Annotated in this window: 16 protein-coding genes; 7 read left to right on the forward strand and 9 right to left on the reverse strand. The window is 73.6% G+C overall.

Annotated features, from left to right (window positions below; translation table 11 throughout):
• Nucleotides 1–11: 11 nt before the first annotated feature.
• Nucleotides 12–2,963, forward strand: a complete 2,952-nt coding sequence (locus NLX94_RS39495; RefSeq protein WP_308402587.1) for a protein kinase — start codon at nt 12–14, stop codon at nt 2,961–2,963.
• A 183-nt stretch (nt 2,964–3,146) separates the two neighbouring features.
• Here the strand turns inward: NLX94_RS39495 and NLX94_RS30700 are convergent, their stop codons facing one another.
• The 3 genes from NLX94_RS30700 to NLX94_RS30710 all read right to left on the reverse strand — a co-directional run bounded on the left by NLX94_RS30700 (nt 3,147) and on the right by NLX94_RS30710 (nt 4,986).
• Nucleotides 3,147–3,782, reverse strand: a complete 636-nt coding sequence (locus tag NLX94_RS30700; RefSeq protein ID WP_254386369.1) for a disulfide bond formation protein B — start codon at nt 3,780–3,782, stop codon at nt 3,147–3,149.
• 12 nt (nt 3,783–3,794) lie between these two features.
• Nucleotides 3,795–3,953, reverse strand: coding sequence for a hypothetical protein (locus NLX94_RS30705; protein ID WP_254386370.1), 159 nt, complete (start codon nt 3,951–3,953; stop codon nt 3,795–3,797).
• A gap of 112 nt (nt 3,954–4,065) precedes the next feature.
• On the reverse strand, nt 4,066–4,986 hold the full coding sequence (locus NLX94_RS30710; protein ID WP_254386371.1) for a LysR family transcriptional regulator: 921 nt from the start codon (nt 4,984–4,986) through the stop codon (nt 4,066–4,068).
• A 70-nt stretch (nt 4,987–5,056) separates the two neighbouring features.
• On the opposite strand from NLX94_RS30710, the gene NLX94_RS30715 reads away from it, so the two are divergent.
• The 5 genes from NLX94_RS30715 (at nt 5,057) to NLX94_RS30735 (ending at nt 10,694) form a co-directional block, all read left to right on the forward strand.
• Nucleotides 5,057–6,034 carry a C4-dicarboxylate ABC transporter gene (locus NLX94_RS30715; protein ID WP_254386372.1) on the forward strand — a complete coding sequence of 326 codons (978 nt, stop codon included), beginning with the start codon at nt 5,057–5,059 and terminating at the stop codon, nt 6,032–6,034.
• On the forward strand, nt 6,031–7,560 hold the full coding sequence (locus NLX94_RS30720; protein ID WP_254386373.1) for a cytochrome ubiquinol oxidase subunit I: 1,530 nt from the start codon (nt 6,031–6,033) through the stop codon (nt 7,558–7,560). Before NLX94_RS30715 ends, NLX94_RS30720 begins: the two co-directional genes overlap by 4 nt.
• Nucleotides 7,561–7,592: 32 nt before the next feature.
• Complete coding sequence (cydB, locus tag NLX94_RS30725) at nt 7,593–8,573, forward strand: cytochrome d ubiquinol oxidase subunit II (protein WP_254386374.1); 981 nt, start codon at nt 7,593–7,595, stop codon at nt 8,571–8,573.
• Nucleotides 8,574–8,637: 64 nt separating this feature from the next.
• Nucleotides 8,638–9,900: a VWA domain-containing protein gene (locus NLX94_RS30730; protein ID WP_254386375.1), complete on the forward strand. Its 1,263-nt coding sequence runs from the start codon at nt 8,638–8,640 to the stop codon at nt 9,898–9,900.
• Nucleotides 9,900–10,694: a hypothetical protein gene (locus tag NLX94_RS30735; RefSeq protein WP_254386376.1), complete on the forward strand. Its 795-nt coding sequence runs from the start codon at nt 9,900–9,902 to the stop codon at nt 10,692–10,694. Before NLX94_RS30730 ends, NLX94_RS30735 begins: the two co-directional genes overlap by 1 nt.
• Before the next feature lie 44 nt (nt 10,695–10,738).
• Here NLX94_RS30735 and NLX94_RS30740 read toward each other — a convergent pair whose 3' ends face one another.
• The 4 genes from NLX94_RS30740 to NLX94_RS30755 all read right to left on the reverse strand — a co-directional run bounded on the left by NLX94_RS30740 (nt 10,739) and on the right by NLX94_RS30755 (nt 18,993).
• Nucleotides 10,739–14,446, reverse strand: a complete 3,708-nt coding sequence (locus NLX94_RS30740) for a pentapeptide repeat-containing protein (protein WP_254386377.1) — start codon at nt 14,444–14,446, stop codon at nt 10,739–10,741.
• On the reverse strand, nt 14,443–15,519 hold the full coding sequence (locus NLX94_RS30745; RefSeq protein ID WP_374684048.1) for an AAA family ATPase: 1,077 nt from the start codon (nt 15,517–15,519) through the stop codon (nt 14,443–14,445). Before NLX94_RS30745 ends, NLX94_RS30740 begins: the two co-directional genes overlap by 4 nt.
• 118 nt (nt 15,520–15,637) lie before the next feature.
• Nucleotides 15,638–17,707 carry a caspase family protein gene (locus tag NLX94_RS30750; protein WP_254386379.1) on the reverse strand — a complete coding sequence of 690 codons (2,070 nt, stop codon included), beginning with the start codon at nt 17,705–17,707 and terminating at the stop codon, nt 15,638–15,640.
• A complete protein-coding gene (locus NLX94_RS30755; RefSeq protein ID WP_254386380.1) occupies nt 17,704–18,993 on the reverse strand; it encodes an alpha/beta fold hydrolase in 1,290 nt (429 codons plus the stop codon). Before NLX94_RS30755 ends, NLX94_RS30750 begins: the two co-directional genes overlap by 4 nt.
• Nucleotides 18,994–19,192: 199 nt before the next feature.
• Here NLX94_RS30755 and NLX94_RS30760 point away from each other — a divergent pair, with 199 nt between their 5' ends.
• A complete protein-coding gene (locus NLX94_RS30760) occupies nt 19,193–21,520 on the forward strand; it encodes an immune inhibitor A domain-containing protein (protein WP_254386381.1) in 2,328 nt (775 codons plus the stop codon).
• 69 nt (nt 21,521–21,589) lie between these two features.
• On the opposite strand, the gene NLX94_RS30765 is transcribed toward NLX94_RS30760, so the two are convergent.
• Together NLX94_RS30765 and NLX94_RS30770 are read right to left on the reverse strand one after the other, a co-directional pair.
• Complete coding sequence (locus NLX94_RS30765; protein ID WP_254386382.1) at nt 21,590–23,062, reverse strand: NAD(P)/FAD-dependent oxidoreductase; 1,473 nt, start codon at nt 23,060–23,062, stop codon at nt 21,590–21,592.
• A gap of 137 nt (nt 23,063–23,199) precedes the next feature.
• Nucleotides 23,200–24,756 (reverse strand): triacylglycerol lipase, encoded by a 1,557-nt coding sequence (locus NLX94_RS30770; RefSeq protein ID WP_254386383.1) that lies wholly within the window; start codon nt 24,754–24,756, stop codon nt 23,200–23,202.
• Nucleotides 24,757–24,967: the final 211 nt, after the last annotated feature.

Below are 24,967 nucleotides of genomic sequence, written 5' to 3' on the forward strand. Positions count from 1 at the left end.
CGGGGCGGGACATGACACTGCGGGACGGGGATCCGCGGGCGATCGGCGGGTATGTCCTGATCGCCCGGCTGGGTTCCGGCGGGATGGGGACGGTGTACTCGGGGCGGGCCGCTTCGGGGCGGCTCGTCGCGGTGAAGCTGGTGCACCAGCAGTTCGCCGACGACCCGGAGTTCCGGACCAGGTTCCGGCAGGAGGTGGCGGCCGCCCGGCGGGTGAGCGGGGCCTTCACCGCCGCGGTGGTGGACGCCGACCCGGACGCGGAGCGGCCCTGGATGGCCACCCAGCTGGTGCCCGGGCGCACCCTGCGCGCGCGGGTGAAGGCGGACGGGCCGCTGCGCGGGAGCGCGCTGCGGGTGCTCGCGCTGGGACTGGTGGAGGCGCTGCGCGAGCTGCACACCACCGGGGTGATCCACCGCGACCTCAAGCCGGACAACGTCATGCTGACGGACGACGGGCCGCGGGTCATCGACTTCGGGATCTCGCGGGCGGCGGGGCAGCAGACGCTGACCTCGACCGGGCAGATCCTGGGGACCCCGCCGTACATGTCTCCGGAGCAGCTGTCGGCCCCCGCCCGGGTGCGGGCCTCGTCGGACGTGTTCTCGCTCGGGTCGGTGCTGGTGTTCGCCGCGACCGGGCGGGGGCCCTTCGACGCGGAGTCGCACTACATGACGGCCTACCGCGTGGTGTCGGAGGCGCCGGACATCACGGAACTGACCGATTCGCTACGGGCCGTGGCCGCGGCCTGCCTGGCCAAGGAGGCGGCCGCCCGGCCGGGACCCGGCGAACTGCTGGACGCGCTGACGCGGATCCCGGCGGCCGACTGGGACAACCCGCGGAGGCCCGTCGAGGGCGAGAACGGGGCCGGGCTCCGGGCGGAGGCCGGGGGCGGGGCCGGAGCCGGGGCCGGGGCAGGCGCCGAGGCCCAAGCGGGAGCCGGGACCGGAGCAGGAGCGTGGACCGGAGTCGGAATCGGGGCAGGAGCAGCCCCCGGGAGCGGAGTTGGAGCCGGTACCGGAGCTGAAGCCGAGGTCGGCACAGGAGTTGGACCCGAGGCGGGAGCCGAAGTCCGGGCCGGAGCGGGGGCCTGGGCCGAGACAGATGCCTTGGCGCAGCCAGGAGTTGGAGTAGGCGCCGAGGCGGGAGCGTCGGCCCAGCCGGGAGCTGGATACGAAGCCGGGGCGGGAGCCTGGTCCCAGACGGGAGCTGGAGCCGAGGCGAGAGCCTGGCCCCAGACGGAAGTTGGAGCCGAAGCCGAGGCGGGAGCGTGGGCCCAGCCGGGAGTTGGAGCCCGATCTGGCGCGGAAGCCTGGTCCCAGACGGGAGCCGGGGCCGAGGCGGAAGTCAGGGCTGAGGCAGGCGTAGGGGCCGGCGGCGGTGGTGGCTCGTGGAGTGGTGAGGGGGCCGGTCCCGTAGGGGCGGGTGCTCCGGGGACCCTGGACGGAGCATCCGGCGAGGACACCGGCGGGTCGCTCACCCGGCACTCGGGGCCGCCGACCGGGCCGGCCGGGGACCTGGTGCCCGGGCGGACCCGCAGGCTCCGTAGGATCCGCAGGCCCCGTAGGCGCGTGCTCCTCGCGGGAGCGCTGGCGGCTTCGCTGCTCGCCGGCGGCGGGATCTACCTGCGCTTCTCCCCGCCGGCCGGCGGCGCGGGGGACAACGCGAAGGCTCCCGGGGCCTCCGCCGGTCCCTCCGGCACGCCCAGCCCCTCCGGGACGCCCGGCGGCGCCGCGGGGACGCCCGCCCCGCCGAAGCCGAACAGCCTCCTCCTCCCCTACGTGGCCACGGACGGCGGCAGCCCGGCCGGCAGCCGCTCCTACGCGGACGGCCCCGGCCGGCGCCCCGCCGGGTGGCGGGCCTGGGACGGCATCAAGGAGCAGGCCTCCTGCGTGTACGCGGACTCCTCGCTGGTGTGCACGGCCCCCCGCCACGACAAGGAGGTTCCGGGCGACACGCTCAGCCGGTACGCCGCATCCACCGGCGAGGTGCTGTGGGGACAGCTGCTGGAGGACTCCGCGGAGGGGCAGGCCCCGCTGGTGGCCCCCGGGGCCGTCGCCGGATCCCACACGGTGATCGTGCCCGGCAGCAAGGGGTTCACCGCGCTGGACCTCACGGACGGCACGCCCCGCTGGGAGTTCCCCACCAAGGAGAAGCTGAAGCGCGCGGTCCTGGACGCGGACGGCAGCCGGGTGTTCGCGGTCAGCGCCTCCGGTACGGTCACCGCCCTGGAGACCCGGTACGGGAAGCTGCTGTGGCAGCAGCCGGTGTCCGGCTCCGAGGACGGCTACCCGGCGCTGCGGGTGAACGCGGACCGCGTGTACGTACAAGGGCGCACCCAGAAGCCCGACATGGGGTTCCAGACCTTCGTGACGGCCCTCGACGGCTCCACCGGCAAGAAGCTGCCGTTCGGGACCCCCCAGGACGGCACCCGGTTCGCGATGCCCGGGACGTGCGAGACCCGCGGGCTGACGCTGGCCCAGGGCCCGAACGCGGCGACCGTCTTCCTGTGCAGCAAGGAGAACGGGGCCGGGGTGCTGCGCGGCGATCCGGCGGCGCGCCGGACCGCCGACCTCCCGTACGCGGGCACCACGCTGTCCGGGCCGGCCGTGGCCGGGGACGAGGTGTACCTGATGGCGACCTCGGCGGGCGGCGAACCGGGGTTCATGGAGCTCAACCAGGAGTCCGGCGGCGCCGTGTGGCGGGTTCCGCTGGCGCAGGAGTGCACCGACCCGGAGCGCCCGGAGGCCGCGAACGCGGTGGTGGTGACCGACGGGCTGGCGTACGTGCGCTGCCGGACCTCGGGGGTGGTCATCGACCTGGCCTCCCGCAAGCAGACCGGCCGGTTCACCGTCCCGGGCGGCGTCCGCGCGGGAACCGACGGCCCGTCCGGCTTCCTGGTGGTGGGCGGGATCGTCTTCACCCCGACCGCCAAGGGATGGTCCTCCGTCGAACCCTCGCCGGTCTAGGTGTGTTGCGTGCCGGCCCGGCTCACGGCCGGGATCCAGACGCTGCGCGGACTCTTCGCGGGAGCCCTCGCCCCGGCCTCGTAGCGGATCCGTGCCTGCGGGGTCCGCACACGCCGATTCCCCTTGCCGGGCCAGGTGGCCGGCCGGGGAATCGGCATGTGCGGGGGGACAGGGGCGGGGGGATCAGAAGAGGTCGGCGAAGAACTGGTAGCCGGTGGGGTCTCCGGGCATCTGCCAGTGGAAGCCCTGCAGGAAGAAGCAGGCCACGAAGTTGCTGACGGCGAAGAGGGCCAGGACGGCCAGGGTGAGGGTGGCCGCGCGGCGGAGGGCGGGCGAGCCGGCTGCGGCGTCCAGAGGTGCGGCCCGATCGGCCAGGACGAGGTTGACGCCGGCGGCGAGGGCGGCCAGGAAGAAGGTGATGGCGGCCCAGGTGTACAGGTGCAGGCCGAAGAGAGCGCCTGCGTACCCGGGGTCCCCGGGGGCGATGTGCATCAGCACCTGGGCGCCGGAGACGGTCCCGCCGATGAGGGCCGAGACGATGGCGATGCCCCAGCCGGAGGCGAACTCCCCGGTGGTCACGGCTCCCTTGCGGGAGCGGGCGATGATCATGGCGGGCCCCAGGGCGCTGAGCAGCATGAACATCCGCTGCAGGAGGCACATGGGGCAGGGGTACTCCCACAGCCCGAACTGGAAGACGTAGGCGCCGCCGATGGTGGCGCACATGCCGAGGACGTAGGCATGGGCGAACCAGAGGCCGAGGCGGTGCGAGAGCCCGGCGGTGACGTTGGTGGTGACGTTGGTGGTGACGTTGATGGACATTCCTGCTCCTCCTCAGAAGCTCAGGTTGAAGGCGCGGTCGAGGTGGGGGAGGAACGCGAGGAGCGTCACGCTCAGGGTTCCCGCCCACAGCAGGAGCCGATTCCTGCCCGGCCAGTCACGGAGGACCGCCAGGACGCATACGGAGATCAGGAGGAAGAGGATGGTGTACATGGTTTCCCTGCTTCATCGGAGGCTTACGCATTCATCCTCCGGCGGGGAGTTCCGGCCCGGTAGCGGCAACGGATCGATGGATCCATAGAGCAGATCTATGACCTCCCGGAAGCTACGCACCCATGGCGAGCTGCCTCCGGGCGAGGGCGTACAGGTCCCGGGCCGGACCGGCCGGACGCCGGCCGGTGGGCCAGACGGCGCGCAGCGAGCGGCCGAGTTCGAGGCCGGTGACCGTCGGGGACCGCAGGGTGCCGGCGGCGAGTTCGTCGGCGACGGCGAGCGAGCTGAGGACGGCGGGGCCGCCGCCGCCGGCCACGGCGGTCTTGATGGCGGTGGTGGAGGCCAGTTCCAGCAGGGCGGAGGGCTTCCAGTCGGGCAGGTGGGCCGTGATCGCGCGCTCGAAGGCGGTGCGCGTCCCCGATCCCGGCTCGCGCTGGATCAGCGAGGCGGCGGCGAGTTCGTCGAGGGTGATGGCGGTGCGCCGCGCCCAGGGGTGCGTCGGCGCCACCACGACGAGGAGCCGGTCCCTGGCCACGGCATGGCTTTCGAGCCCCTTCGGCGCGCGGGGGCTCTCGATGAAGCCCAGCTCGGCGCGGCCGTCCAGGACCGCCCGGGCCACCTCGGCGGAGTTGCCCGATTCGAGGGCGACGCTGGTGGCGGGATGCTGCGCCCGCAGCCCGATGAGCCACTTGGGGACCAGGTACTCGGCGACCGTCTGGCTGGCCGCGACCTTGAGGTGGGAGCTGCGCCGTTCGCGCAGGGCGCCGATGCCGGCGTCCAGCTCGTGCGCCGCGTCGATCACGGTCCGGGCCCACTCCGCGATCAGCGCCCCCGCCGGGGTGGGCTTCGAACCGAGCGAGGAGCGTTCCAGTACGGGAAGGCCGACGAGCTTCTCCAGGTAGCGGATGCGGGAGCTGGCCGAGGGCTGGCTGATGCCGTGCGCCTCGGCGGCCCGCCCCAGACTGCCGAGCTCGATGACGCTGAGCAGCAGGTCGAGGGCGGGAAGGTCGGGGACGCGCGGAGAGATGGGCATAGAGTCATCCTATGGATGCATCGATCCGGTGCCGCTACCGCGGCGCGTGACACCGGCAGATGGTGGATCCATGAGCACCAGGACCGCACTTTCCACACCCGCCGCATCCTCCGCCCCCTCGCGGCGCCGGCTGCTGCGGGATCTCGAACGCCCCCGCGACGCCTTCCGGCACCTGGGGCCGAACTGGTTCGCCTCGGTCATGGGAACCGGCATCGTCGCCAATGCCGCGGCCTCCCTGCCCCTGCGGTTCCCGGGGATGCGTGCCGCCGCCACGGTGGTGTGGGCGGGCGCGTCCCTGCTCCTGCTGGCGCTGTGCGCCGCCTGGGCCGTGCACTGGGCGCGGCACCGCGACCACGCCCGCGCCCACGGCGCCCACCCCGTCATGTCGCAGTTCTACGGCGCTCCCCCCATGGCCCTGATGACCGTCGGCGCCGGCACCCTGCTGCTGGGCAAGGACGTCATCGGCCTGGACGCGGCCGTGGCCGTCGACTGGACTCTCTGGCTGACCGGCACCGTGCTCGGCCTGCTGGCGGCCTTCGCCGTCCCCTACCGGATGATCACCCGGCGCGCGGCGGAGCCCGACGCGGCCTTCGGCGGCTGGCTGATGCCCGTGGTTCCCCCCATGGTCTCCGCCGCGATGGGCGCCTTCCTCATCCCCCACTCCGGAGCCGGGCAGCTGCGGCTGACCATGATCCTGGCCTTCGGGGTGGTGACCTGGGGATTCGCCATGCTGTGGCTGGCCATCGCGGCCGCCGTCACCGTGCGGACGGCCCGCTCCGGCGGACTGCCCTTCAACCTGACCTGGTGGGGGTTCACCTTCCCCGTGGGCACCTGCGTCACCGGGAGCACCGTGCTGGCCGCCCGTACCGGCGCCGACCTGTTCATCTGGGCCGCGGTCGCCCTGTACGTGCTCCTGGTCGCCGCCTGGGCCGTGGTGGGGCTCCGCACCGCGCGAGGCGCCCTGCGCGGCACCCTCTTCCTCCCTCCCGGCGCCCCTGCCGTCGCCGCCGCTCCCGCCCGCCTCGCCGCAGTGCGGGCCGCCTCGTGAACCTCGCGCTGGCCCCGGAGATCATGGCCCGCTGGCAGTTCGGCATCACCACCGTCTACCACTTCCTCTTCGTACCGCTCACGATCAGCCTGGCCGCCGTCACCGCGGGGCTGGAGACGGCCTGGGTGCGGACCGGGAAGGAGAAGCACCTCCACGCCACGAAGTTCTGGGGCAAGCTCTTCCTGATCAACATCGCGCTGGGCGTGGTGACCGGCATCGTCCAGGAGTTCCAGTTCGGCATGAACTGGTCCGACTACTCGCGGTTCGTCGGCGATGTGTTCGGGGCTCCGCTGGCCTTCGAGGCGCTCATCGCCTTCTTCCTGGAGTCCACCTTCATCGGCCTGTGGATCTTCGGCTGGGACAAGCTGCCGAAGAGGATCCACTGCGCGTGCATCTGGATGGTCTCGATCGGCACGGTCCTCTCCTCGTACTTCATCCTCGCGGCCAACTCCTGGATGCAGCACCCCGTCGGCTACGCCGTGGACAAGGCGACGGGCCGGGCGCGGCTGACCGACGTCCTCGCGGTCCTGACCCAGCACACCACGCTCGTCCAGGCCTGGCACACCCTGTCCGCCTCCTTCCTGACCGGCGCCGCCTTCGTCGTCGGGATCGCCGCCTTCCACCTGTGGCGGGCCCGGCGGAACCGGACCGGACCCGGCATGCGGACCGCCGTCATGCGTACGTCGCTGCGCCTGGGGCTCACCCTCGCGGTCGTCGCGGGCACGGCCACCGCGCTGAGCGGCGACAGCCTCGGCCAACTCATGTTCGAGCAGCAGCCGATGAAGATGGCGGCCGCCGAAGCCCTGTGGGACACCCGGGCACCCGCCCCCTTCTCCGTCTTCGCGGTCGGGGACGTGAGCCGGGGCCGCAACGACGTCGCCGTCGAGGTGCCCGGGGTCCTGTCCTTCCTCGCCCACCACGACTTCACCGGCTCCGTACCCGGCATCAACGACACCGCCCGCCAGGAGGCGGCCCGCTTCGGCGGGAAGCCCGAGGACTACGTTCCCGGCATCTTCATGACCTTCTGGGGATTCCGGCTGATGATCGGCTTCGGCATGGTTTCCTGCGCGGCCGGAGCGGCCGGCCTGTGGCTGACCCGTACGAGACTACGGCTCGACCCGAACCTGCGTACCGCTCCGGACGAAGTGCCCCGGCTGATGCTGACCCGGCGCCGCGAGCTCGGACCCCGGCTCACCCGGTGGGCCTGGCGGACCGGGACCCTGACCATGGGCTTCCCGTTGATCGCGAACTCCTTCGGCTGGATCTTCACCGAGATGGGCCGTCAGCCGTGGGCCGTCTACGGGCTACTGAAGACCGAGGACGCCGTCTCCCCCGGGGTCTCCACCACCTCGGCCGTCATCTCCCTGACCGTCTTCACGCTGCTCTACGCCGCACTCGCGGCCGTCGAAATCAGGCTCCTGGCCAGGTACGCGAAGGCCGGCCCGCAGACCGACGGGGCGTCCGACCCCGCAGCCGGACCCGCGGCGGGCCCCGCATCCGACCCCGCCCGGGCGCTCACCTACTGACCCGCCCCCACCCCACCCACGAGGACCACCCCGTGCAACTCCACGACCTCTGGTTCGTGCTCATCGCCTTCCTCTGGACCGGCTACTTCTTCCTGGAGGGCTTCGACTTCGGCATAGGCATCCTCACCGGGCTCCTCGCCCGCACCCCCCACGAACGCGGCGTGCTCCTCGCCACCATCGGTCCGGTCTGGGACGGCAACGAGGTCTGGATGCTGACCGCCGTGGGCGCGACCTTCGCCGCCTTCCCGGACTGGTACGCCACCTTCTGCAGCGGCTTCTACCTGCCCGTGCTCGCCGTCCTGGTGTGCCTGATCGTCCGCGGCGTCGCCCTGGAGTACCGGCACAAGCGCGAGGACGAGCGGTGGCGGCGCACCTGCGACCGCTGCGTGTTCTGGACCTCGCTGGTCTGCTCCGCCCTGTGGGGGCTGATCTTCGCCAACATGGTGCGGGGCGTGCCCATCGGCGCGGACGGCAACGTCACGGGCACCCCACTCGACCTCCTCCACCCGTACGCCCTCCTCGGCGCGCTGGCGACCCCGTGCCTCTTCACCCTGCACGGCGCCCTCTTCGCCGCCCTGAAGACGAAGGGAGTCGTACGGGACCGGGCCCGGGCCAAGGTCCGCCCCCTCGCGTACCTCACCACCACGGTCGCCGGCGCCTTCCTCTTCTGGACTCAGGTCCACAACGGCCGTCAGATCTACGGGCTCATCGTCCTGGGCGTGGCCGTCGTGGCGCTCGTCGCCACCGTCGGACAGAGCGCGGCTCACCGCGACGGCCGGGCGTTCGCCCTGTCCGCGGCGGCCGTTGCCGCCACCGTCGCCGTCCTCTTCCTCTCCCTGTTCCCCGACGTCATGCCCTCCTCCACCGACCCCGCATGGAGCCTGACCGTGGCGGGGGCGGCCGCGAGCCCGTACGCGCTGAAGATCCTGACCTGGGTCGCCGCGTTCATGACCCCGGTCGTCCTCGCCTACCAGACATGGACGTACTGGGTCTTCCGCAAGCGCGTCGGCTGACTTCGTCGGCTCCGGAACGGTTGCTCGGTTTGGAGGGTGCGGGGAATCTCAATACGATCCGGCGATGATCACTAGAAGATGGGTGAGGGCCAGTGCGTGCGGCCTGTTCGTCACCCTCGCTGCCGGGTTGTTCCCGGCAGGTGCCGCCGCCGGGGAACCGGTGGCGAAGGAAGCGCCCAAGGTCGAGTTGGTGCTCGACGTCAGCGGCTCGATGCGCGCGCAGGACATCGACGGGCAGACCCGGATGTCCGCCGCGAAACAGGCGTTCAACGAGGTACTGGACGCGGTACCCGCCGAAGTGCAGCTCGGCATACGGACCTTGGGCGCCAACTACCCCGGCCCCGACAGGAACCTCGGCTGCAAGGACACCAAGCAGCTCTACCCGGTCGGCCCCCTGGACCGGACCGAGGCCAAGACGGCAGTGGCCACGCTGGCCCCCACCGGGTGGACGCCCATCGGGCCGGCGCTGCTCGGAGCCGCCGAGGACCTCAAGGGCGGTGACGCCACCCGCCGGATCGTGCTCATCACGGACGGCGAGGACACCTGCGCACCGCTCGACCCCTGCGAAGTGGCCCGCGACATCGCGGCCCAGGGCATCCACCTGGTCATCGACACGCTAGGGCTCGTCCCCGACACCAAGACCCGCGACCAGCTGATCTGCATCGCCGAGGCGACCGGAGGCACCTACACCTCCGTACAGCACACCGCCGAACTCTCGGGCAGGGTGAAGCAGTTGGTGGGCCGGGCGGCCACTCCCGTGGTCAATCCGGTGGCCACCGAAGGCGCCCAGCAGTGCGGAGGCGCACCGGAGTTGAAGCCCGGGCTGTACAGCGACCGCGAGAGCTTCGGGCAGCACCGCTGGTACCGGGTCTCCGTGGCGCCCGGCAAGGAGCTGCGGGCCTCGGTCAGCATCGGGGCCGACCGCGCCGTGAACAACGACTACGGCGTGCTGCTGCGCGCCACGACCCCGAGCGGCCGGGAGATCGTACGCGGCCAGGAGGCCGGCGACGGGCGCACCGACCTGATCTCGACCGGGCTGCGCTACCCCAAGGCCGGGGATCCGGACGACGAGGAGCCGGCCGAGACGGTGTGCCTCCAGGTCAGCAACTCCTTCTCGGCGCCCGCCGCGGTCAAGACCACCCCGGGCATGCCGGTGGAGCTGACCATCGACGTCGTGGACGGCCCGGACGGGGCCTCCGACGTGGCCTCCTTCGGCCTCGGACGCGGCTGGTGGCTGCTCGGCGCCCTGGCGCTCACCGGCCTCCTCGCCGGACTGGTGTGGGGCTGGGTCTCCCGCTGGCGTATCACGGTCTGGAGGACCAACTGATGAGTGCCGTGAGACGTGAACGAAGCGCGGGAAGCCGGGTGCGGCGCACGCTGACCGCCGCCCTCCTCGTGGGCGGCGGCCTGCTCGGCGTGGCGGCCTCGCCGTCCCCGAGCCCGAGCGGCAGCGCGCAGGCGCCGACCGAGGCCGGCACGGCCTTCCGCACCGCCACCCCGGTCCAGTTGGACCAGGAGGCCACGGCCGAGGCCTCCGCCGGCGACTACCTCTACTGGGTGCTCCCCCTGGACTCGGGGCAGCGCGCCACCGTGAAGGCCTCGGTCACCCTGCCCGCCGCGGCCGGCCGGCACTCCGCCTCCACGTGGCAGCTCGACGTGTACGACGGACTGCGCCGACGCCAGCCCTGCACGTACGGCACGCAGAGCGCCACGGCCGCCAAGGACGCGGCCACCGTCGACCTGTCGTGCACCCTGCGCCCGGTCCGCTCGGGCGCCGACCAGTGGGCCAACGACGCGCTTCCGGGCGCCTATTACATCCGGCTCACGGTCACCGACCTCGCCCCGGAGGACCTCGGGCAGCCCGTACGGGCAAGCCTGCGGGCGGAGGCCCGGGACGTCGGCGGCGCCTACGCGGCCGACGAAGCCCTGGAGGTGCCGCTCGTCCCCGCGGCCGGCACCGCGTCCGGCATCGCACCCGCCGACGGCTGGTCGGGCACCTGGTGGTCGGACCGCTGGCTCTGGACGGCCGCCGGAGGCGTGCTCGCCGCCCTCGCGGGCATCGGCGGCTACCGCCTGACCCGTGGCGCGGGCCGCCCGGGGCGGGTGCCGACCGGCGTCTGACCCTGCACCCGCCCCGCCCCAGACCCGGGTGCGGGGCGGGTGGCTCAGGGCGCCGGCGCTCCGGGGCCTTCGTTGAGGCGGCCCCAGGTGAACGTGGCGGCGCCCGACGGCGGCAGAAGGTTCCGCCACACGGTGGGCATCTCCGCGGGATCGGTGAAGGTCGCGTTCACGAACTCCCCCCGCACCGCAAAGTCGGTCCCGGTGAAGGTCATCCGGCCCGCGAAGAACGTGCCCTTGAAGAAGGCCGGTCCGTCGAAGGTGGCGTGGTCGAAGGAGGCTCGTTCCTCGAAGCGGACCTGGTCGAAGACCGCGGTGGAGGCCCAGACGGTGGACGCGAAGGTGGCGGCCCCCTGGAAGGTGCTCCCCTTCCAGTCGCTGTGGCCGCGGAAGACCGCGTGCCCGAGATCGGCGGCCCCCCGCACCCGCACCCGACCCATCCGCGCCCTGTCCCACACCTCAGCGCGGGTCATGTCCAGGCCCTGCGCGAACACGGCCTCCTCGAATCCTGCGTCGCCTGCGAAGTCCGCCCTGAGGAAGCGCGCTTCGCGGTCGAACACGGCCGCGTCGAAGGTCGCGCCGAGGCGGAAGTCGGTCCGGCCGAAGGAAGCACCCTCCTTGAAGTGCACCGCGTCGAACACCGCCCGTCCTTCGAAGACGGCCCGGTCGAAGGAAGCGCGCCCCTCGAACTCGAATCCCGGCACCGCCCAGTCGTCGCCGAAGCGCGCCCGGTCGAACCGCGCGCGCCCCATGCGGACGTGCCCCGTCACCGGATCGCGCAGCACTGCCAGCAGCCGTTCGAGCAAGCCGTCGGCGAAGGTGGTGCCCCGCAGGTCCACCGGCGAGCCCGGACTCAGCATCGCGAGGTAACGGGTCCGGTCCGACTCCGTCACATGGGCCAGGCAGAGCAGACCGCCGGGCAGACGGATGCCGGTGCACCCGCCGGGATCTCCCGGGCTCCCGTAGTGGCAACGACCCCAGCCGATGACCGGGTCGTCGAAGCTCAGTTCGGCATCGATCAGCGCCCTCCCCACGTCGGCAGCGCCGCCGAGCAGGATCCACCCGCGCGTCGCCTGGCCCGTCACCGGTCCCGGATCCAGCGGCTCGGCTGCGAGGGATTCCAGCCCGCCTTCATCACGCAGCGATGAGCTCATCACGGGGATGACCCCTCCCCGCCCACCGGTCGCCTCCAGCCGCTCCCCCAGCGCCGCGGAGCGGACCAGACCCAAGGCCTCCCGCGCCGCCGGCCCCTGGATCCCACCCGCACCGATCGTGAAATCCCCTGCTGCCAGCGCCACTCCGAGCGAGAACTCCCGTTCGCCGGAGCCCCCGCGCAGCCGGGTCAGGGCCACGGACAGCTCGGACAGCACCGCCCCCGCCTTCCCCAGAGCTTCGGGGTCGGGCACCGGGAGGAGCACAACCCCGTCCTCCAACGGGGACAGAGAACCGAACACCTCGGTTTCTCTTCGAACCAGTTGGAGCAACTCGTGGATCTCCTCCTCCACGGAGCGGCCGGGCGCTGCCACGGCCACGACGGGCCGCACCGCCATGCAGATGCCGAGGATCGAGTACCCGATGCTCGCGTGCGCCGCCACGACCTCGCGGAACCCCGCCTGTTCCCACAGCGCCTGCCCCGTCAGGAACACCATCCGCTCCGGCAGCACGGTATGCACGATGCCCACCAGCAGGCCGTCGCGGGAGACCGGGGAGCCCTCGTAGTCAGCCCAGACCCCCGGTTCGGCGGACAGTCGGACGAGTTCCCCGTTGCGCTCCCCCTCGTACGGGAGGGCCTCGCCGGTCAGCGCCACCGCCTCGCCCTGGTCGGTCGCGCCGTCCACGACGAGGGGCTCCCCGGGGGCCGCGAACCCCTGCGCCCAGGCCGGCTCCGTCCAGTCCGCCGGGTCCACGAGGTCCACGAGGTCCACGTCGGAAACGAGCAGGAGCACCGGGGGCACCGCCCCGTCTCCCCAGACCTGGTGGCACAGGAATTCCTGCCCTGCGGTCCTGACCCACGCGAAGGTGGTCGTCTGCGGAGCCTGCGCCGCGTCACCTACCGTCAGGACCAGCCGGGGCGAGAGCAGCACGCCCACCGCCACCGGCTCCCTCTGCAATTCGAAGCGGACCCGCACCACCCGGTCGGCCAGCCCCGACACCGGTCCGGCGGCGAGGGCGAACGGCACGGCCCCCGGGGCCAGTTCGCGGCGTCCCCGGCCCCGGGGGCCGAGCCGGAAGGCCGTGAAGTCCCGGCCGGTGCTGCGGGTACGGGCCATGTACTCCCCGATCCGCCACCGCACCAGCTCCCGCACGTGTGCCACGTCGCCGCGCAGCTGCGATCCGAGCAGGGCTTCCCGTACGCCCGGCAGGAACTCGAACTGGACCTCGTCCGGGGACTGTTCGCCGTCCCAGGGGGCGAGCAGCCCGCCCAGGGCCACCTCGGCGAGGTGGCCGTGCTCGGACTCCCGGAGCAGGGAGCGGCGCACGAGGTTCATCACGGGCAGGGTGAGCGGTACGGCGGCCAGGTGGTCGGCGAGGCGCTGGGCCGTCGGTGAGGCGCTCGCGCGGAAGCGTTCCACCGCCTCCAGCGGGTCCGGGAAGAACCTCGGGTCCGCGCCCGGTGTCCCGTACGAGTTCCCGTACGAGGCCTCGCGCCCGGGCTCCGCGTCCAGGCGCAGGCACGCGAGGCGCCGCCAGCGGCCGTCGCCGGAGACCACGCGCACCAGCCGGGCCAGGCTTCCGGACGCGATGCCGACGACCGGGATCAGCGCTCCGCCGCCGCGGGCCCGCCGGGTCATCGGGACCCGCTGCCAGGAACGGGTGGCCGCCGCGGGCCGGTCCGCGCGCACGGCGAAGGGGACCGGCTGGACGGCCCCGCGGGTCCAGAGCCGCTCGGGCAGGACGTTCAGTACGGCCACGGCGTTGTGCGCCGACCACTGCCGGAGCACGCCGCGCAGCGGTGCTTCGCGCCACCCGGCGGCCACCGTGTCGGAGAGCACCAGGATCAGCCGGCGGCCCGCCGGGTCGACGAGCTCCAGGGGGTTGCGGGGCGGGCTGTCGCGGTGGTGCGCGACTCCGGGCGCGCCGCCGGGTCCGGTGCCGGTGAGCCGCCAGGTCCGTACGTCGCGGAAGACCCCGCTGCGGGTGAGGATCCCTCGCACCTCCTCCACCAGGTCGGACCAGAGCAGCATCGAGTGGTGGGAGTCGACGACCAGGGCCACGTCCAGCCAGCGGCTCTCGGCGGGCCGCAGGACGGGGGTGAGCACCATCCGCTCGATGCTGCGCTCGACGGTGAGCTGTTCGTCCAGCTCCTCCCCCGGCCCGCCGATGCCTCGGCGGCCGATCGGGCGCAGGGCGCGCATCAGGGCGAGCGGGTCGTCGAGGGTGGGGGCGCGCGGCAGCCGCACCGCGGTGCCCCGGCGCGCGTCCGGTGCGGGCGCACCCCCGGGGGCGCCTCCCGCGGGCCGGCCGGCGGCGGGGTCCGCGGGGCCGTCGGGGACGGGGGCGGGCCCGGCCGCGGGGAAGTACGGGACTCCCGGCCCGCCGGAGCGGCCGCGTTCCGCGTCGGGTAACTCCGCCTCGGTGCCGGCCGGTTCGGCTCCGTCCTCGGGGTCCGGCCCGGGGGGCTCCGGGGGGCGGGCGGCGGCGTCCACGCGGGTCGCGAGCCACAGGATGTCGGCGACCTCCTCCGCCCCGAGCACGGGGCGCGGGGCGCCTTCCCCGGCGCCCTCGGCCAGGGCGGCGAGGAGCTTCTCGATCACGCGGAGGGCCCGGTGAGGTGGTGCATGACGGTGGCGAGGAAGCGTTCGCGGTCGCCCGGGGCTGACCAGGCCCCGGCCAGGCGCAGTTGGATGGCGTTGAGGAGCTGGTCGGTGGCGAGGTCGCCGTCCTCCGCGCGCTCCAGGAAGCTCCGGACCAGGTCGCGGTACTCGTCGCTGTTCTCGATGTCGACGCCGAGCCGGCCGCGCACGATGCGGGCGAGCTTGTCGGGTCCCGGCGGGTCCAGGTGGAGTCGGACGCAGCGGCGCAGGAAGGCGGGCGGGAAGTCGCGTTCGCCGTTGCTGGTGAGGACGACGATGGGGAAGTACCGGCACTGGACCCGGCCTTGGGAGATCCGGACGACCTCCTCCGTGTCCTCGTCGTCGGTGCCGATGGCGACGGTGGGGGCCTCCTTGACGAGCCGGGCGAGTTCGGGGATGACGAAGCCTCCGTCCTCGAAGACGGTGAGGAGGTCTCCGGGGAGGTCGATGTCGCTCTTGTCGATCTCGTCCACGAGCAGGACGCGGGGGCGGTCCTGGGGCAGGAGGGCCGTGCCGAGGGGGCCCAGGCGCAGGTAGCGGGCGATGGACGGGCCGCCGTCGGCGGCGCCGGAGGGGCCCGGGGCGCCGGCGGCCGCGGCGATCGGCGGCGCTCCGGGTGTGCGCAGCTGCTCCAGCCCCGCTTCCTGGAGCCGGCCGATGGCGTCGTAGAGGTACAGGCCGTCGCGCAGGACGGTCCGGCTGGTGACCGGCCAGTGCAGTACGGGGCCGAGGCCCAGGTCGGCGGCGATGCTGGAGGCGAGCGTGGACTTGCCGACACCCGGTTTGCCGGTGATCAGGAGCGGCCGGCGCAGGTGCAGGGCCGTGTTGACCACGTCCTTCTCCAGCTCGTCGGGCACGTAGCCCTCGCCGCGCCGCCAGGTCCGCTCCCAGGCCGGTCCCTCACGGCCCGGGGGCGTGTACCCCGGGTCGGGGACGCCCTTGAAATCGCGCCAGGGCGGTGGCGGTCCGGCCTCCAGCCTGGCCCGACGCTCGGCGGCCTCGCCGGCCCCTTGGTACAGCCACCAGTCCTTCACCACAGCCTCTGCTTCCTTCGTCGGTGTCGCGGACCGTCGCCGCGGGCGGTCATCGGGGTCGGTGTCGGGATGGGGAGCGGGATCGGGGGCGGAATCCGGGGCGGAATCGGGAGCGGGTTCAAGCCAGGGACCGGAGGGTGAGGGTGTCGTCGGGATCGTCCCACAGGAGGACCAACCGGTCTCCCCCCAAAGGCTGTCGGCGCTCGCCGCCGGGGGCGCCCGCGCCCGCGACGGCCGCCTCCCGGCGCACCGCGCGCACGCGGGCGGGCAGCGCGAGCACGTCGAGCGCCCCGGGGTCGGGCGGCCGCCCGTCCTCGCCCGGGGGCGCCAGCAGATCGAGCAGACTGCCCGCGGCCCCGCCCGGGGCGGGGCGGTGCCAGAGGGCCACCGGGACTCCGCCTTCGAGCACCGCCTCCACCACCGCCGAGGTCCGGGCCCCTGTCCGGGTGTGCGCCAGGACGCATGCGGGCGCCGGTCCCGCGCCCAGTTCCATGCCGAGCCCGTCCTCCGCGTCCGCGTCGGCCACCACCCGGACCGCTTCCGGGTGCCGGCCGCCCTGGGCCCACAGCCAGCGCCATTTGCCGCGCCATTCGGCGCCGGTGTCCTCGCGCTCCTGCGGGCAGCGCACCACCACCTGGTGGAGCACGCCCAGGGGCCGGGTCCGCCCGCCCGGGCCGCGCGGGACCGGCCACTGGTCGAAGTCCAGGTCGAGCAGCTCGTACGGCACGTGGAACTCGATCCGCTCCACCGCCCCGGACGGCCGCCCGGCCGCCGCCTCCGCGCCCAACGTCCGCACGATCGCGCCGAGTTCCCGCACGAGTGCGTCCCGTACGGCGTCCAGCCCGACCGGCTGCCCCTCCGATTCCCAGATGTGCTCGGTCGCCTCCCGCCGCAGCCACATCCGGGCGAGGAACCCGTCCTCGCCTCCCGGCGGAGTCTCCAGCCGTACGTGCAGGGCCGCCCTGCGCGGCGGCGGGGGCGGGGGCGGCAGTGCGGGCAGGCCGAGGCGTTCGCGGGTGGCGCGCACCCAGTCGCGCACCCGGGCGGCCCACCGCGCGTCCCCCGACGCGCCCTGCTCCCCGAGGAACCGTACGAAGGGCACCGCGAGCGGCATCCCGCCCGGCCCGCCGTGGCGTTCGTCGAGGTCCTGGGCCACCTCCAGCAGGGTGTCGCCGGGCAGGCCGCCCTGGACGGGGGCTGCGCAGCCGGCCGCCCTGAACGCCCACAGGTACGCCTCGTAGGCGCAGCGCGGCAGGTCGCGGTCCTCGAAGAGCTCGCCGAGCCCGTCCCAGGCGCTCTGGTCGAGGCGGCCGGCGCGCGGCGGCGCCATGCCGGGCACGTCGTCGTCGAGGAAGGAGGAGGCGTTCCAGTCTCGGTCCACGACGAACTGCGGGAGCTGCCATCCCTCGCCGCGATCGCGCAGGTCCTGGAAGGCGTGGTGGATGGAGCGGGCGGTGTCGGCGAGTCCGGACACGGCCTCGCGCACGGTACGCCCGCCGATGTCGGCGAGGAGCTGCTCGGTGAAGCGGCCGGCGCCGCGCTCGGCGTCGTTCTTCGCGGCCTCGCCCTCGCGGGAGGCGTACAGCCGGAACTGGCGCCGCCCGGGGACGGTGGCTCCGCCGCCGTAGTGGTTGGTCCCGAAGTTCCACCGGGTGTCGCGGGGCGCGTCGACCCGGCAGGCGTCCACCAGGGCGGCCTGGTAGCGGAAGAGCTCGCGCTTGACGAGGCTGGTGCGCCACCAGCGCAGTGCGGCGTCGAGGTTGAGGTGGCGGATCTGGCTGGGGACGGCGTCCGCGCAGGGCAGCAGCAGTTCGCCGCGGTGCGGTTCGACGAATCCGTGCCCGGCCCAGAAGATCAGGAGCAGATCGCCGTCGCACGCGGGGAGTTCGTCGAGCAGCACCGACTTCACGTTCGCCTCGGTGGCACGGCGGTGCGTGCCGCGCAGCGCCTCCATGCCCGCGGAGCCCGACCAGTCGAGCGAATCCGGGTCGTCGAGCGGGGACAGCAGCAGCCGTACGTGGCCCGGTGGCACCTCCCCCGGCCCGGTGAGCCAGCGGGCGAACCGCAGGGCGTCGGCGGCCGGTCCGCGCAGGTTCCAGTGATGGCTGACGTCGTAGCGCTCGACCCCGGCGACGAGCGCGAAGGTGCGCGGTCCCAGCTCGGGGGGCAGGGAGTCGAGGGGGTTCACCCGATCTCCGCTTCGGCCACCGCCTGTTCGATGCGTGCGTAGAGGGAGTCCTGTTTCCAGTAGGCGCTGTGGCAGGCCGGGAAGGGCTGGCGGCTGCCGATCTCCTGGTCGCTGACGCGCGGGTCGCCGGGGAAGACGGGCTCGGCGAGGTAGGAGAGCACGTCCTGGCGGTCGTAGACGTTGAGCCAGCGCGGGAAGGCGTACGGGAGGCTGGTACCCGGCACCACCCCTGCCAGGGCGCCGAGTTCGTAGAGGAAGGGTGCCTGCGAGCCGACGGTGACGAGCAGTTGGACTCCGGGGACCGGCTCGCCGCGGGCGGCCGCGAGGGCGAGGAGGTCCACCAGGGCGATCCCGCCGAGGCTGTGGCCGATGAGGACGGTCGGCCCCGGTTCGGCGGTGATCCGCTCGTGCAGGAACGCGCGGAGGTCGGCGCCCCGGGCCTGGTAGCGCAGGATGTCGCCGAGGGCGGGGGTGGCCCCGACGGTGAGGGAGCCGCGCCAGGCGTTGAGCAGCGGCTGGGTGGTGACGCGCATCGCGAGCCGGCCGAGGACGGCGGCGGCGCGGGCGCCGGGCACCCGGGCGTCGCCGCCGAGGCGGGCGGTGATCAGCTCGACGAGCCGGTCGCGTTCGGCACCGGTGCAGTCGGCCTCGGCTCCGGCCGAGGCGTGTGCGGCGGCGGTCACGGCGCGGGCCAGGGCCTTGGCCAGCTCCCGGGCCTCCGGCTCGCCGGCGGCCCGGCTCCCGGCGCGGGCGGCCTCGGCGGAGCGGGAGACCGCCTCCAGGGCGGCGGGGAACCCGGGGGCGAGGCCGGCGCCGAGGAGCAGGGCGGCCTGTTCGCCGCCGTCGGGGACCCCGGCGGCTGCGAGTTCGGTGAGAAGGTCCAGGACGCGGTCGCCCGCGGAGCGGACGCCGGGCATGGCGAAGGGGTCCCGGTCGCTGTCGGGCTGCCCGTCGGGCCCGCCGCACGGGTCGCCGTAGGGGTCCGCGCCGGCTCCGGCTTCCCAGCCGGCTTCCGCCAGGACGCGCAGCTCGCAGAGCGGGTCGGCGAACAGCAGCCCCCACTCGGCGGTCTCCTCGTCGTCCGCGCCGGGGGCCGTGCCGGGGGCGCCGAGTCCGGGGACGGAACGCCCCTGGGCGCTGAGGGTGGCGCCGTAACGGTCCCCCCAGAAGCAGGAGTCGACGCCCGCCCCGGGGAACCGGGCGGTCAGCCGGTCCCGGACCAGGGCGAAGAGCAGGTCGTGCCGCTCGCGCCGTACCCCCGTGCCGTGCACAAACAGAAATCGCATCGCGGTTCCGCCCCCTCGCACCGTCGTCCCCGCTCGGCACGATAGCGCCGCGCGGCGAGCAGAGCCCTCGGAACGTCGAGTCCGCCTTCCCCACACACCTATCAATCACCTGTCACATGTGAAATATTACTCCCGCTCCGGCCCCTTCGACCGACCGGAACCTCCAGAAAGGTCAGCTACGTTGCGCAGACTCGCTGCGGTGGGAGCGGCGATATCACTCGCCCTCCTCGCCGCCCCCGCGCTCGCCGCCACCGCACCCCCGACCCCTCCGCCGACGTCGGCGCCGACACCGACGCCCGCCGGGCAGGAGCAGGCCCACCGGGCCGCCCCGCCGCCCGCGCCCCTGGAGCTCCAGCGCCAGGCCCTGCGCCGCCAGGCCCTCGAGGAAGTGGCCGCGGGCCGCCCCGGCGGCCTGCGCGCCGAGGCCGACGGCACGCTGCCGCGCAAGGCCAGGATCGGCAAGCGGTACGTCGAACTGGCCCAGGAGCGCAAGGACAAGGTCTTCGTGATCCTCGCCGAGTTCGGCGACCAGGTGGACAACACCACCGAGTTCGAGGGCAAGCCGCGCTTCGGCGGCACTCCCGGCCCGGCGCACAACACGATCGGCCGGCCGGCCGCGGACGACAACCACACCCTGTGGCGCAAGGACTTCGACCGGTCCTTCTACGAGAAGCAGTTCTTCTCCACCGACCCGGGGTCCGCGTCCCTGCGCGCCTACTACCGGCTCCAGTCCTCCGGCCGGTACGACATGGACGGCATGGTGACCGACTGGGTCAAGCTCCCCTGGAACGAAGCCCGTTACGGCACGGACAACTGCTCCGAGTCCGGCCAGTGCCGGACCAACTGGGACATGATCCGGGACGCCACCGATTCCTGGTACAAGTCCGAGCTCGGACAAGGCCGTACGCCCGAGCAGATCAAGGCGCAGCTCGCCGAGTACGACGTGTGGGACCGCTACGACGCCGACCACGACGGGAACTTCGACGAGCCGGACGGCTACCTCGACCACCTCGTCGTCGTCCACGCGGGCAAGGACGGCACCTGGGGCGGCGGCGCGCAGGGCAAGGACGCCGTGTGGGCCCACCGCTGGTTCGCCTACTGGAACCAGGCCGGCAGCGCCGGCCCGGAGGGCAACAAGGCCGGGGGCACCCCGGTCGGGGACACCGGCATCTGGGCCGGGGACTACCTGACCGGCGGGGAGAACAGCGGCGCGGGCCTCTTCGCGCACGAGTTCGGGCACGATCTGGGTCTGCCCGACCTGTACAGCTCCGACGGGGACAACAGCGTCAACTACTGGTCGCTGATGTCCTCGGCGTCCTACCTGGGCAAGGGCCGCAATTCCACCGGCGAGTTCCCGGGCGACCTCGACCCCTGGAGCAAACTGCAGCTGGGCTGGCTCCAGTACACGGAAGCCGACGCGGGCCGCACCACGCGGGCCACGCTCGGGGTGTCCGGCTACAACACCGAGGACCCGCAGGCCCTGCTGGTGCACCTGCCGCCGTCCACGACCACCACCGAGCTGACCGACCCGTACGAGGGCGGCAGCCAGTGGTGGAGCGGCACCGGCGACTTCATGGACAACACGCTGACCCGCACGGTGGACCTCTCGGGGACCGCGGCGGGGACGCCGGCCCGCCTGGACGCCCGGGTCTGGTACGACATCGAGCAGGACTTCGACTACCTGACGGTGGAGGCCTCCACGGACGGCGGGGCCGCCTGGACGGCGCTGCCGGGCACGGTGGACGCCGCGCCGATCGGCGCGAAGGGAATCTCGGGCACCTCGGCCGGCTGGACCCAACTCTCGGTCCCGCTGACCCAATTCACTTCTCGCTCCGTCCAGTTGAGGCTGCGCGTCACCTCCGACAGCAACACCCACGGCAAGGGGGTCACCTTCGACGACATCCGCATCACGGCGGGCACCGACGACCGGGTACTGCTGCGCGACGGGGCGGAGCAGGGCGCGAACGGCTGGACGGCGGTCAAGTGGTCCCGTACGGAGGGCCGCACGGGCAGCGAGCAGCACCCGCGCGCGTACTTCGTGGAGAACCGCCGCTACACCGGCTACGGCAGCCTGCTGAGGACGGGGCCGTACAACTTCGGCTTCACGGGCGACAAGGTGGAGTTCTACCCGTACCAGCAGGGCGTGCTGATCTGGCTCTGGGACACGGCGTACAGCGACAACACCACCAAGGCGCACCCCGGCGGCGGCATGCTGCTCCCCGTCGACTCCCGCCCGCAGCCGCTGGCCCACGCGGACGGAACGCTCCTCAACGCACGCGCGCAGACCTTCGACGCCCCCTTCTCCCTCGGGAGCAGCGACCGGATCGTCCTGCACAAGGCGGGCGTCCCGACCGTGATCCCGGCCCGGAGCGGCGTACCGGTCTTCGACGACCGCCACGGAACGTACTGGAACGCGGGCCTGCCGCAGCTCGGCGTCAAGGTCCCGGACACCGGGACCCGCCTCACGGTGGTGAAGGAGGCCGCGGGCGGGGCCCTGACGACGGTGCAGCTCAGCCCGTCGAAGTGACCCGCCGAAGCTGAGAGCCGGGGGGCGCAGGGGTGGCGGGGACCGCCCCTGCGCCCTCCTCTCGCGCCGCTACACGACGCGGCGCGCGCCCCGGTCCGCCGGTGGGCCGTGGTGGGCCGGATAGGCGGTGGTGTCCGGGTCCGTCGCCAGGTGGCGCTTGGACAGGACGCGGACCATCGTGACCGGGTCGAGCAGGGTGCCGGGCGGACGGGTCAGCGAGAGCACGCCGAAGAAGCGGGAGGCGATCGCCTGGTCGGCGTTGGCTCCCGCCATCACCCGGGACATGTAGCGCTGCAGGATCCGCGTGGACCGGTCCGGCGGCGGCCCCTCCGTCACCGGGTACCGCATGTCCTCGCTGGTGGCGATCTGCCAGGGCACCGCGGCCGCCGCGACGGTCCGGCGCTGGATCCGGTGGGAGGCGGCGGCGATCTGCGCCGGGTCCAGGGTGCGGATCTCCTTGGCCAGGGCCTCCGCGGCGAGCGCCGCGACCGTCATCCCGTGCCCGTAGACGGGGTTGACCCGGCAGGCGGCGTCACCGAGGACCAGGAACCCGGCCGGCCAGCGCTCCAGGCGCTCGAAGTGGCGCCACTCGTTGATGTTGTTCCGGAAGGCGGTGGGCGAGGACAGCGGGACCGCGTCCCGGATGGCGTCGTACAGGGCCGGACTGCGCAGGGTCCGGGCGAAGGGGAGGAACTCCTCCTCCCGTGCGGACGGGGCGTGTTCGCCGTTGCCGACGAGGGTCACCAGCCAGCGCTTCCCGTCCAGCGGCATCAGCACCCCGCCGCGCGGGAGCTCGGGCCGGCCCTGGACGTACATGCCCTGCCAGCGCCGTGCGGGATCCTCCGGTATCTCGAAGTAGCGGCTGCTGTACCCGAGATGGGAGTCGTAGCGGGTGACGGCCGGGGCCGGGTGGCCGAGCGCCGCCAGCCAGGCGGGGGCCTTGGAGGTACGGCCGGTCGCGTCGACGACGAGGCGCGCGTCCAGCCGCTCGCCGCCGCGCAGTTCCACGCCGGTCACGGTACGGCCGTCCGGCCCGGCCACGAGTCCGGTGGCGGTCGCACCGGCCCGGACCCGGACGCGTGCGTTGCGCAGCACCTCCGCCCGCACCGTCGAGTCGAGCAACTCCCGGCTCGCGAGCAGTACTCGGGCTCCGGAGACCGGCCCGAACCAGTCGGCCGGGCTGAGCCAGAGGAAGTCGCGCGGCGAGTCGTAGAGTCCCGCCCCCGCGGCGACCAGCTTGCCGGTGATGCCCGGCAGCATCAGCTCGATCAGCTCCACACCCCGCGCCCACAGGATGTGCGCGTGCCGGGACTGGGGTATGCCGGGCCGGAACACCGGCTCCCCAGCGGGCAGTTCGTCCCGCTCGATCACGGTGACCCGCGAGAACCGCATCGCGAGCACCCGCGCGGTCAGCAGCCCGGCCATGCCGGCGCCGAGGACCACGGCGTGGTCCCCGGCGCTGCCCCCGCTGTCTTCTGCGAAGGGCGGATCGGCCTGCGGGCCGGTGGTACGTAGGTGGTTGTCCGTTGCGTCGTCGTCCATGCCGTCCAGTGTGACGGCCGGAGCCGCTCCCTGGTCAGGGCCGGGTCGGGGCGGACAGAGGCTCGACGGGGGCGGACGGGCTCATACCGGGGCGCGCCGGCCGGGCCCCGGCGAAGGGGGTGCCGTCCTCCGCCCGCTCAGGGGCAGAGGACGGTCCAGGTCACCTTCACGTGCCCTGCGCCGTCCCCGCGGAACTCGCTGGTACGGGTCCCCGGCCGGTCGGTGTACGGATCCCAGGCCACCGTGCCCCGGGCGACCAGGTCGTCGGCCGAGGAGGCGTCGTAGTCCCAGAGGAGGACGCCGATCTCGAACGGGCCGGGTCCGTACGCGGCCCCCGAGCCGACGCGCTGGTAGAAGTACGGGTCGGGGTTGGTGCGGTTGCCCTGGTTGGGGAAGGTCGACGGGTCCGAAGCGGAGCGCGACCACACCGCGGTGCGCGCACCGTCGCCGGTCCGGACCGCGATGTCCCCGTAGAGCGCGGGGCGGGTCGTACCGTCGTCGAAGTAGGTCAACTCCGCCTGGTCCAGCCGGATCCGGCAGGCGGGTACGCCCTGCGCCGGGGTGACGGTGTAGGTGACGGAGGCTTCGCCGCCGTCCACGCCGGACATCCTGGCGGTGAACCGGCCGAAGCCGAGGGCCGGGTCCCAGTGGACGCGTCCGGCCGCCATCACGTCGTCGTTGTTCCCCGCGCTGTAGTCGGCGTCGGTGAGGTAGGCGGTGACGGTCGCCCGGCCGCTGAAGACCTGGCTCCGGGTGGAATCGTCGAGCCCGAACCACGGGTCGTGGTCGGGGAAGGCGGTGGCCCCGGAGCGGTCCCGGCGCCAGAGGGAGCGGGCGGTCCCGTCGGTGGTCAGCGTGAGCCCGTCGTACAGCTCGGGGGCGTTCTCGCCGCTGGAGGTGAACCGCGCCGAGTCGACGGTGATCCGGAACGGCCCGCCCTTCAGCTCCACTTCGCTCACCGGATCCTTGGAGAACTCGGCGACGATCCGGCTCCGCACCCAGTCGTTGCCGAGCAGCCCGTAGTGCGAGGGGCAGCCGCTGTCGCCCACCGGAAGGACGTGGTTGACGGCCCCCGCCAGCTCGGTGGAGCGCGGGGCCCGGCTGTCACCGGGCGGGATCTGCTGGTCGCAGGTGGAGCTGAAGGTGGTGTAGCGGGTGGCACCCGGGGTCTCGTCGCCGGCGTTGAGGGAGTTCAGGAAGGGGCTGCCGGGGGTCATGTCCGCGAGCGAGGCGGCATGGATGTCGCAGAAGGTGGCGAAGGGCCCGCAGGGCGCGGCGTCCCCCGCCCCGTGATTGGGCCCGCCGAGCGAGACCCAGGCACGGACCCGTGAACTCCCGCCGTCCTTCAGATACTTGCGCGTCAGCAGCGAGCCCATGCTGTGGGCGACCACGTTGACGGGGCGACTGCCGAACCGTTCGTCGAGAAAGGCGCCGAACCGGGCGGCGTTGGCTTCATTCGTGGCGGCCCAGTCGTAACCGAACTCGGCGAGGTCGCTGGAGAGCCACCCCTGGGCGTGCAGATGGTCCTCCAGCCCGTCGAGGGAGGCCGCGGTGTCCCCGAACCCGTGCACGAGAACGACCGGCGTACGTTGCTGCGCGCGACTGGCGGCCTGCGCCGCGGGGGCGGTGAGGAGGGCACCGACGACCGCCGCGACGACGGCGGCGAGGACGACGAGCAGGACGGATCTGCGCATGGCTCTCCCGGGGGGATGCGGCCCGACAGCCTGAAGTGACTGGCGAGTAGCAAGCTAGCTCCCGGGGATTCAAGGCGGTAGAGACGCGTACGAGACTCCTGCGAGCTGTCCGGAAGCCCCCGGAGCCGTTCGCCGGACTTGTCACCCCGGGTCCACTTCGGCCCGCCGGAGGAATACAGCCCGGCCCGGCCCACGGGCCTCCCGCTGCGCG

It is taken from the genome of Streptomyces sp. TBY4 (assembly GCF_024213195.1).
In the GTDB taxonomy this organism is placed as follows: Bacteria; Actinomycetota; Actinomycetes; order Streptomycetales; family Streptomycetaceae; genus Streptomyces.

Excerpts from the sequence above, each read along its gene's own strand:
- NLX94_RS39495 (WP_308402587.1), top strand. The coding sequence starts at position 12 with ATGACACTGCGGGACGGGGATCCGCGGGCGATCGGCGGGTATGTCCTG.
- NLX94_RS30700 (WP_254386369.1), bottom strand. The coding sequence starts at position 3,782 with ATGTCCATCAACGTCACCACCAACGTCACCACCAACGTCACCGCCGGG.
- NLX94_RS30705 (WP_254386370.1), bottom strand. The coding sequence starts at position 3,953 with ATGTACACCATCCTCTTCCTCCTGATCTCCGTATGCGTCCTGGCGGTC.
- NLX94_RS30710 (WP_254386371.1), bottom strand. The coding sequence starts at position 4,986 with ATGCCCATCTCTCCGCGCGTCCCCGACCTTCCCGCCCTCGACCTGCTG.
- NLX94_RS30715 (WP_254386372.1), top strand. The coding sequence starts at position 5,057 with ATGAGCACCAGGACCGCACTTTCCACACCCGCCGCATCCTCCGCCCCC.
- NLX94_RS30730 (WP_254386375.1), top strand. The coding sequence starts at position 8,638 with ATGATCACTAGAAGATGGGTGAGGGCCAGTGCGTGCGGCCTGTTCGTC.
- NLX94_RS30735 (WP_254386376.1), top strand. The coding sequence starts at position 9,900 with ATGAGTGCCGTGAGACGTGAACGAAGCGCGGGAAGCCGGGTGCGGCGC.
- NLX94_RS30755 (WP_254386380.1), bottom strand. The coding sequence starts at position 18,993 with ATGCGATTTCTGTTTGTGCACGGCACGGGGGTACGGCGCGAGCGGCAC.
- NLX94_RS30765 (WP_254386382.1), bottom strand. The coding sequence starts at position 23,062 with ATGGACGACGACGCAACGGACAACCACCTACGTACCACCGGCCCGCAG.
- NLX94_RS30770 (WP_254386383.1), bottom strand. The coding sequence starts at position 24,756 with ATGCGCAGATCCGTCCTGCTCGTCGTCCTCGCCGCCGTCGTCGCGGCG.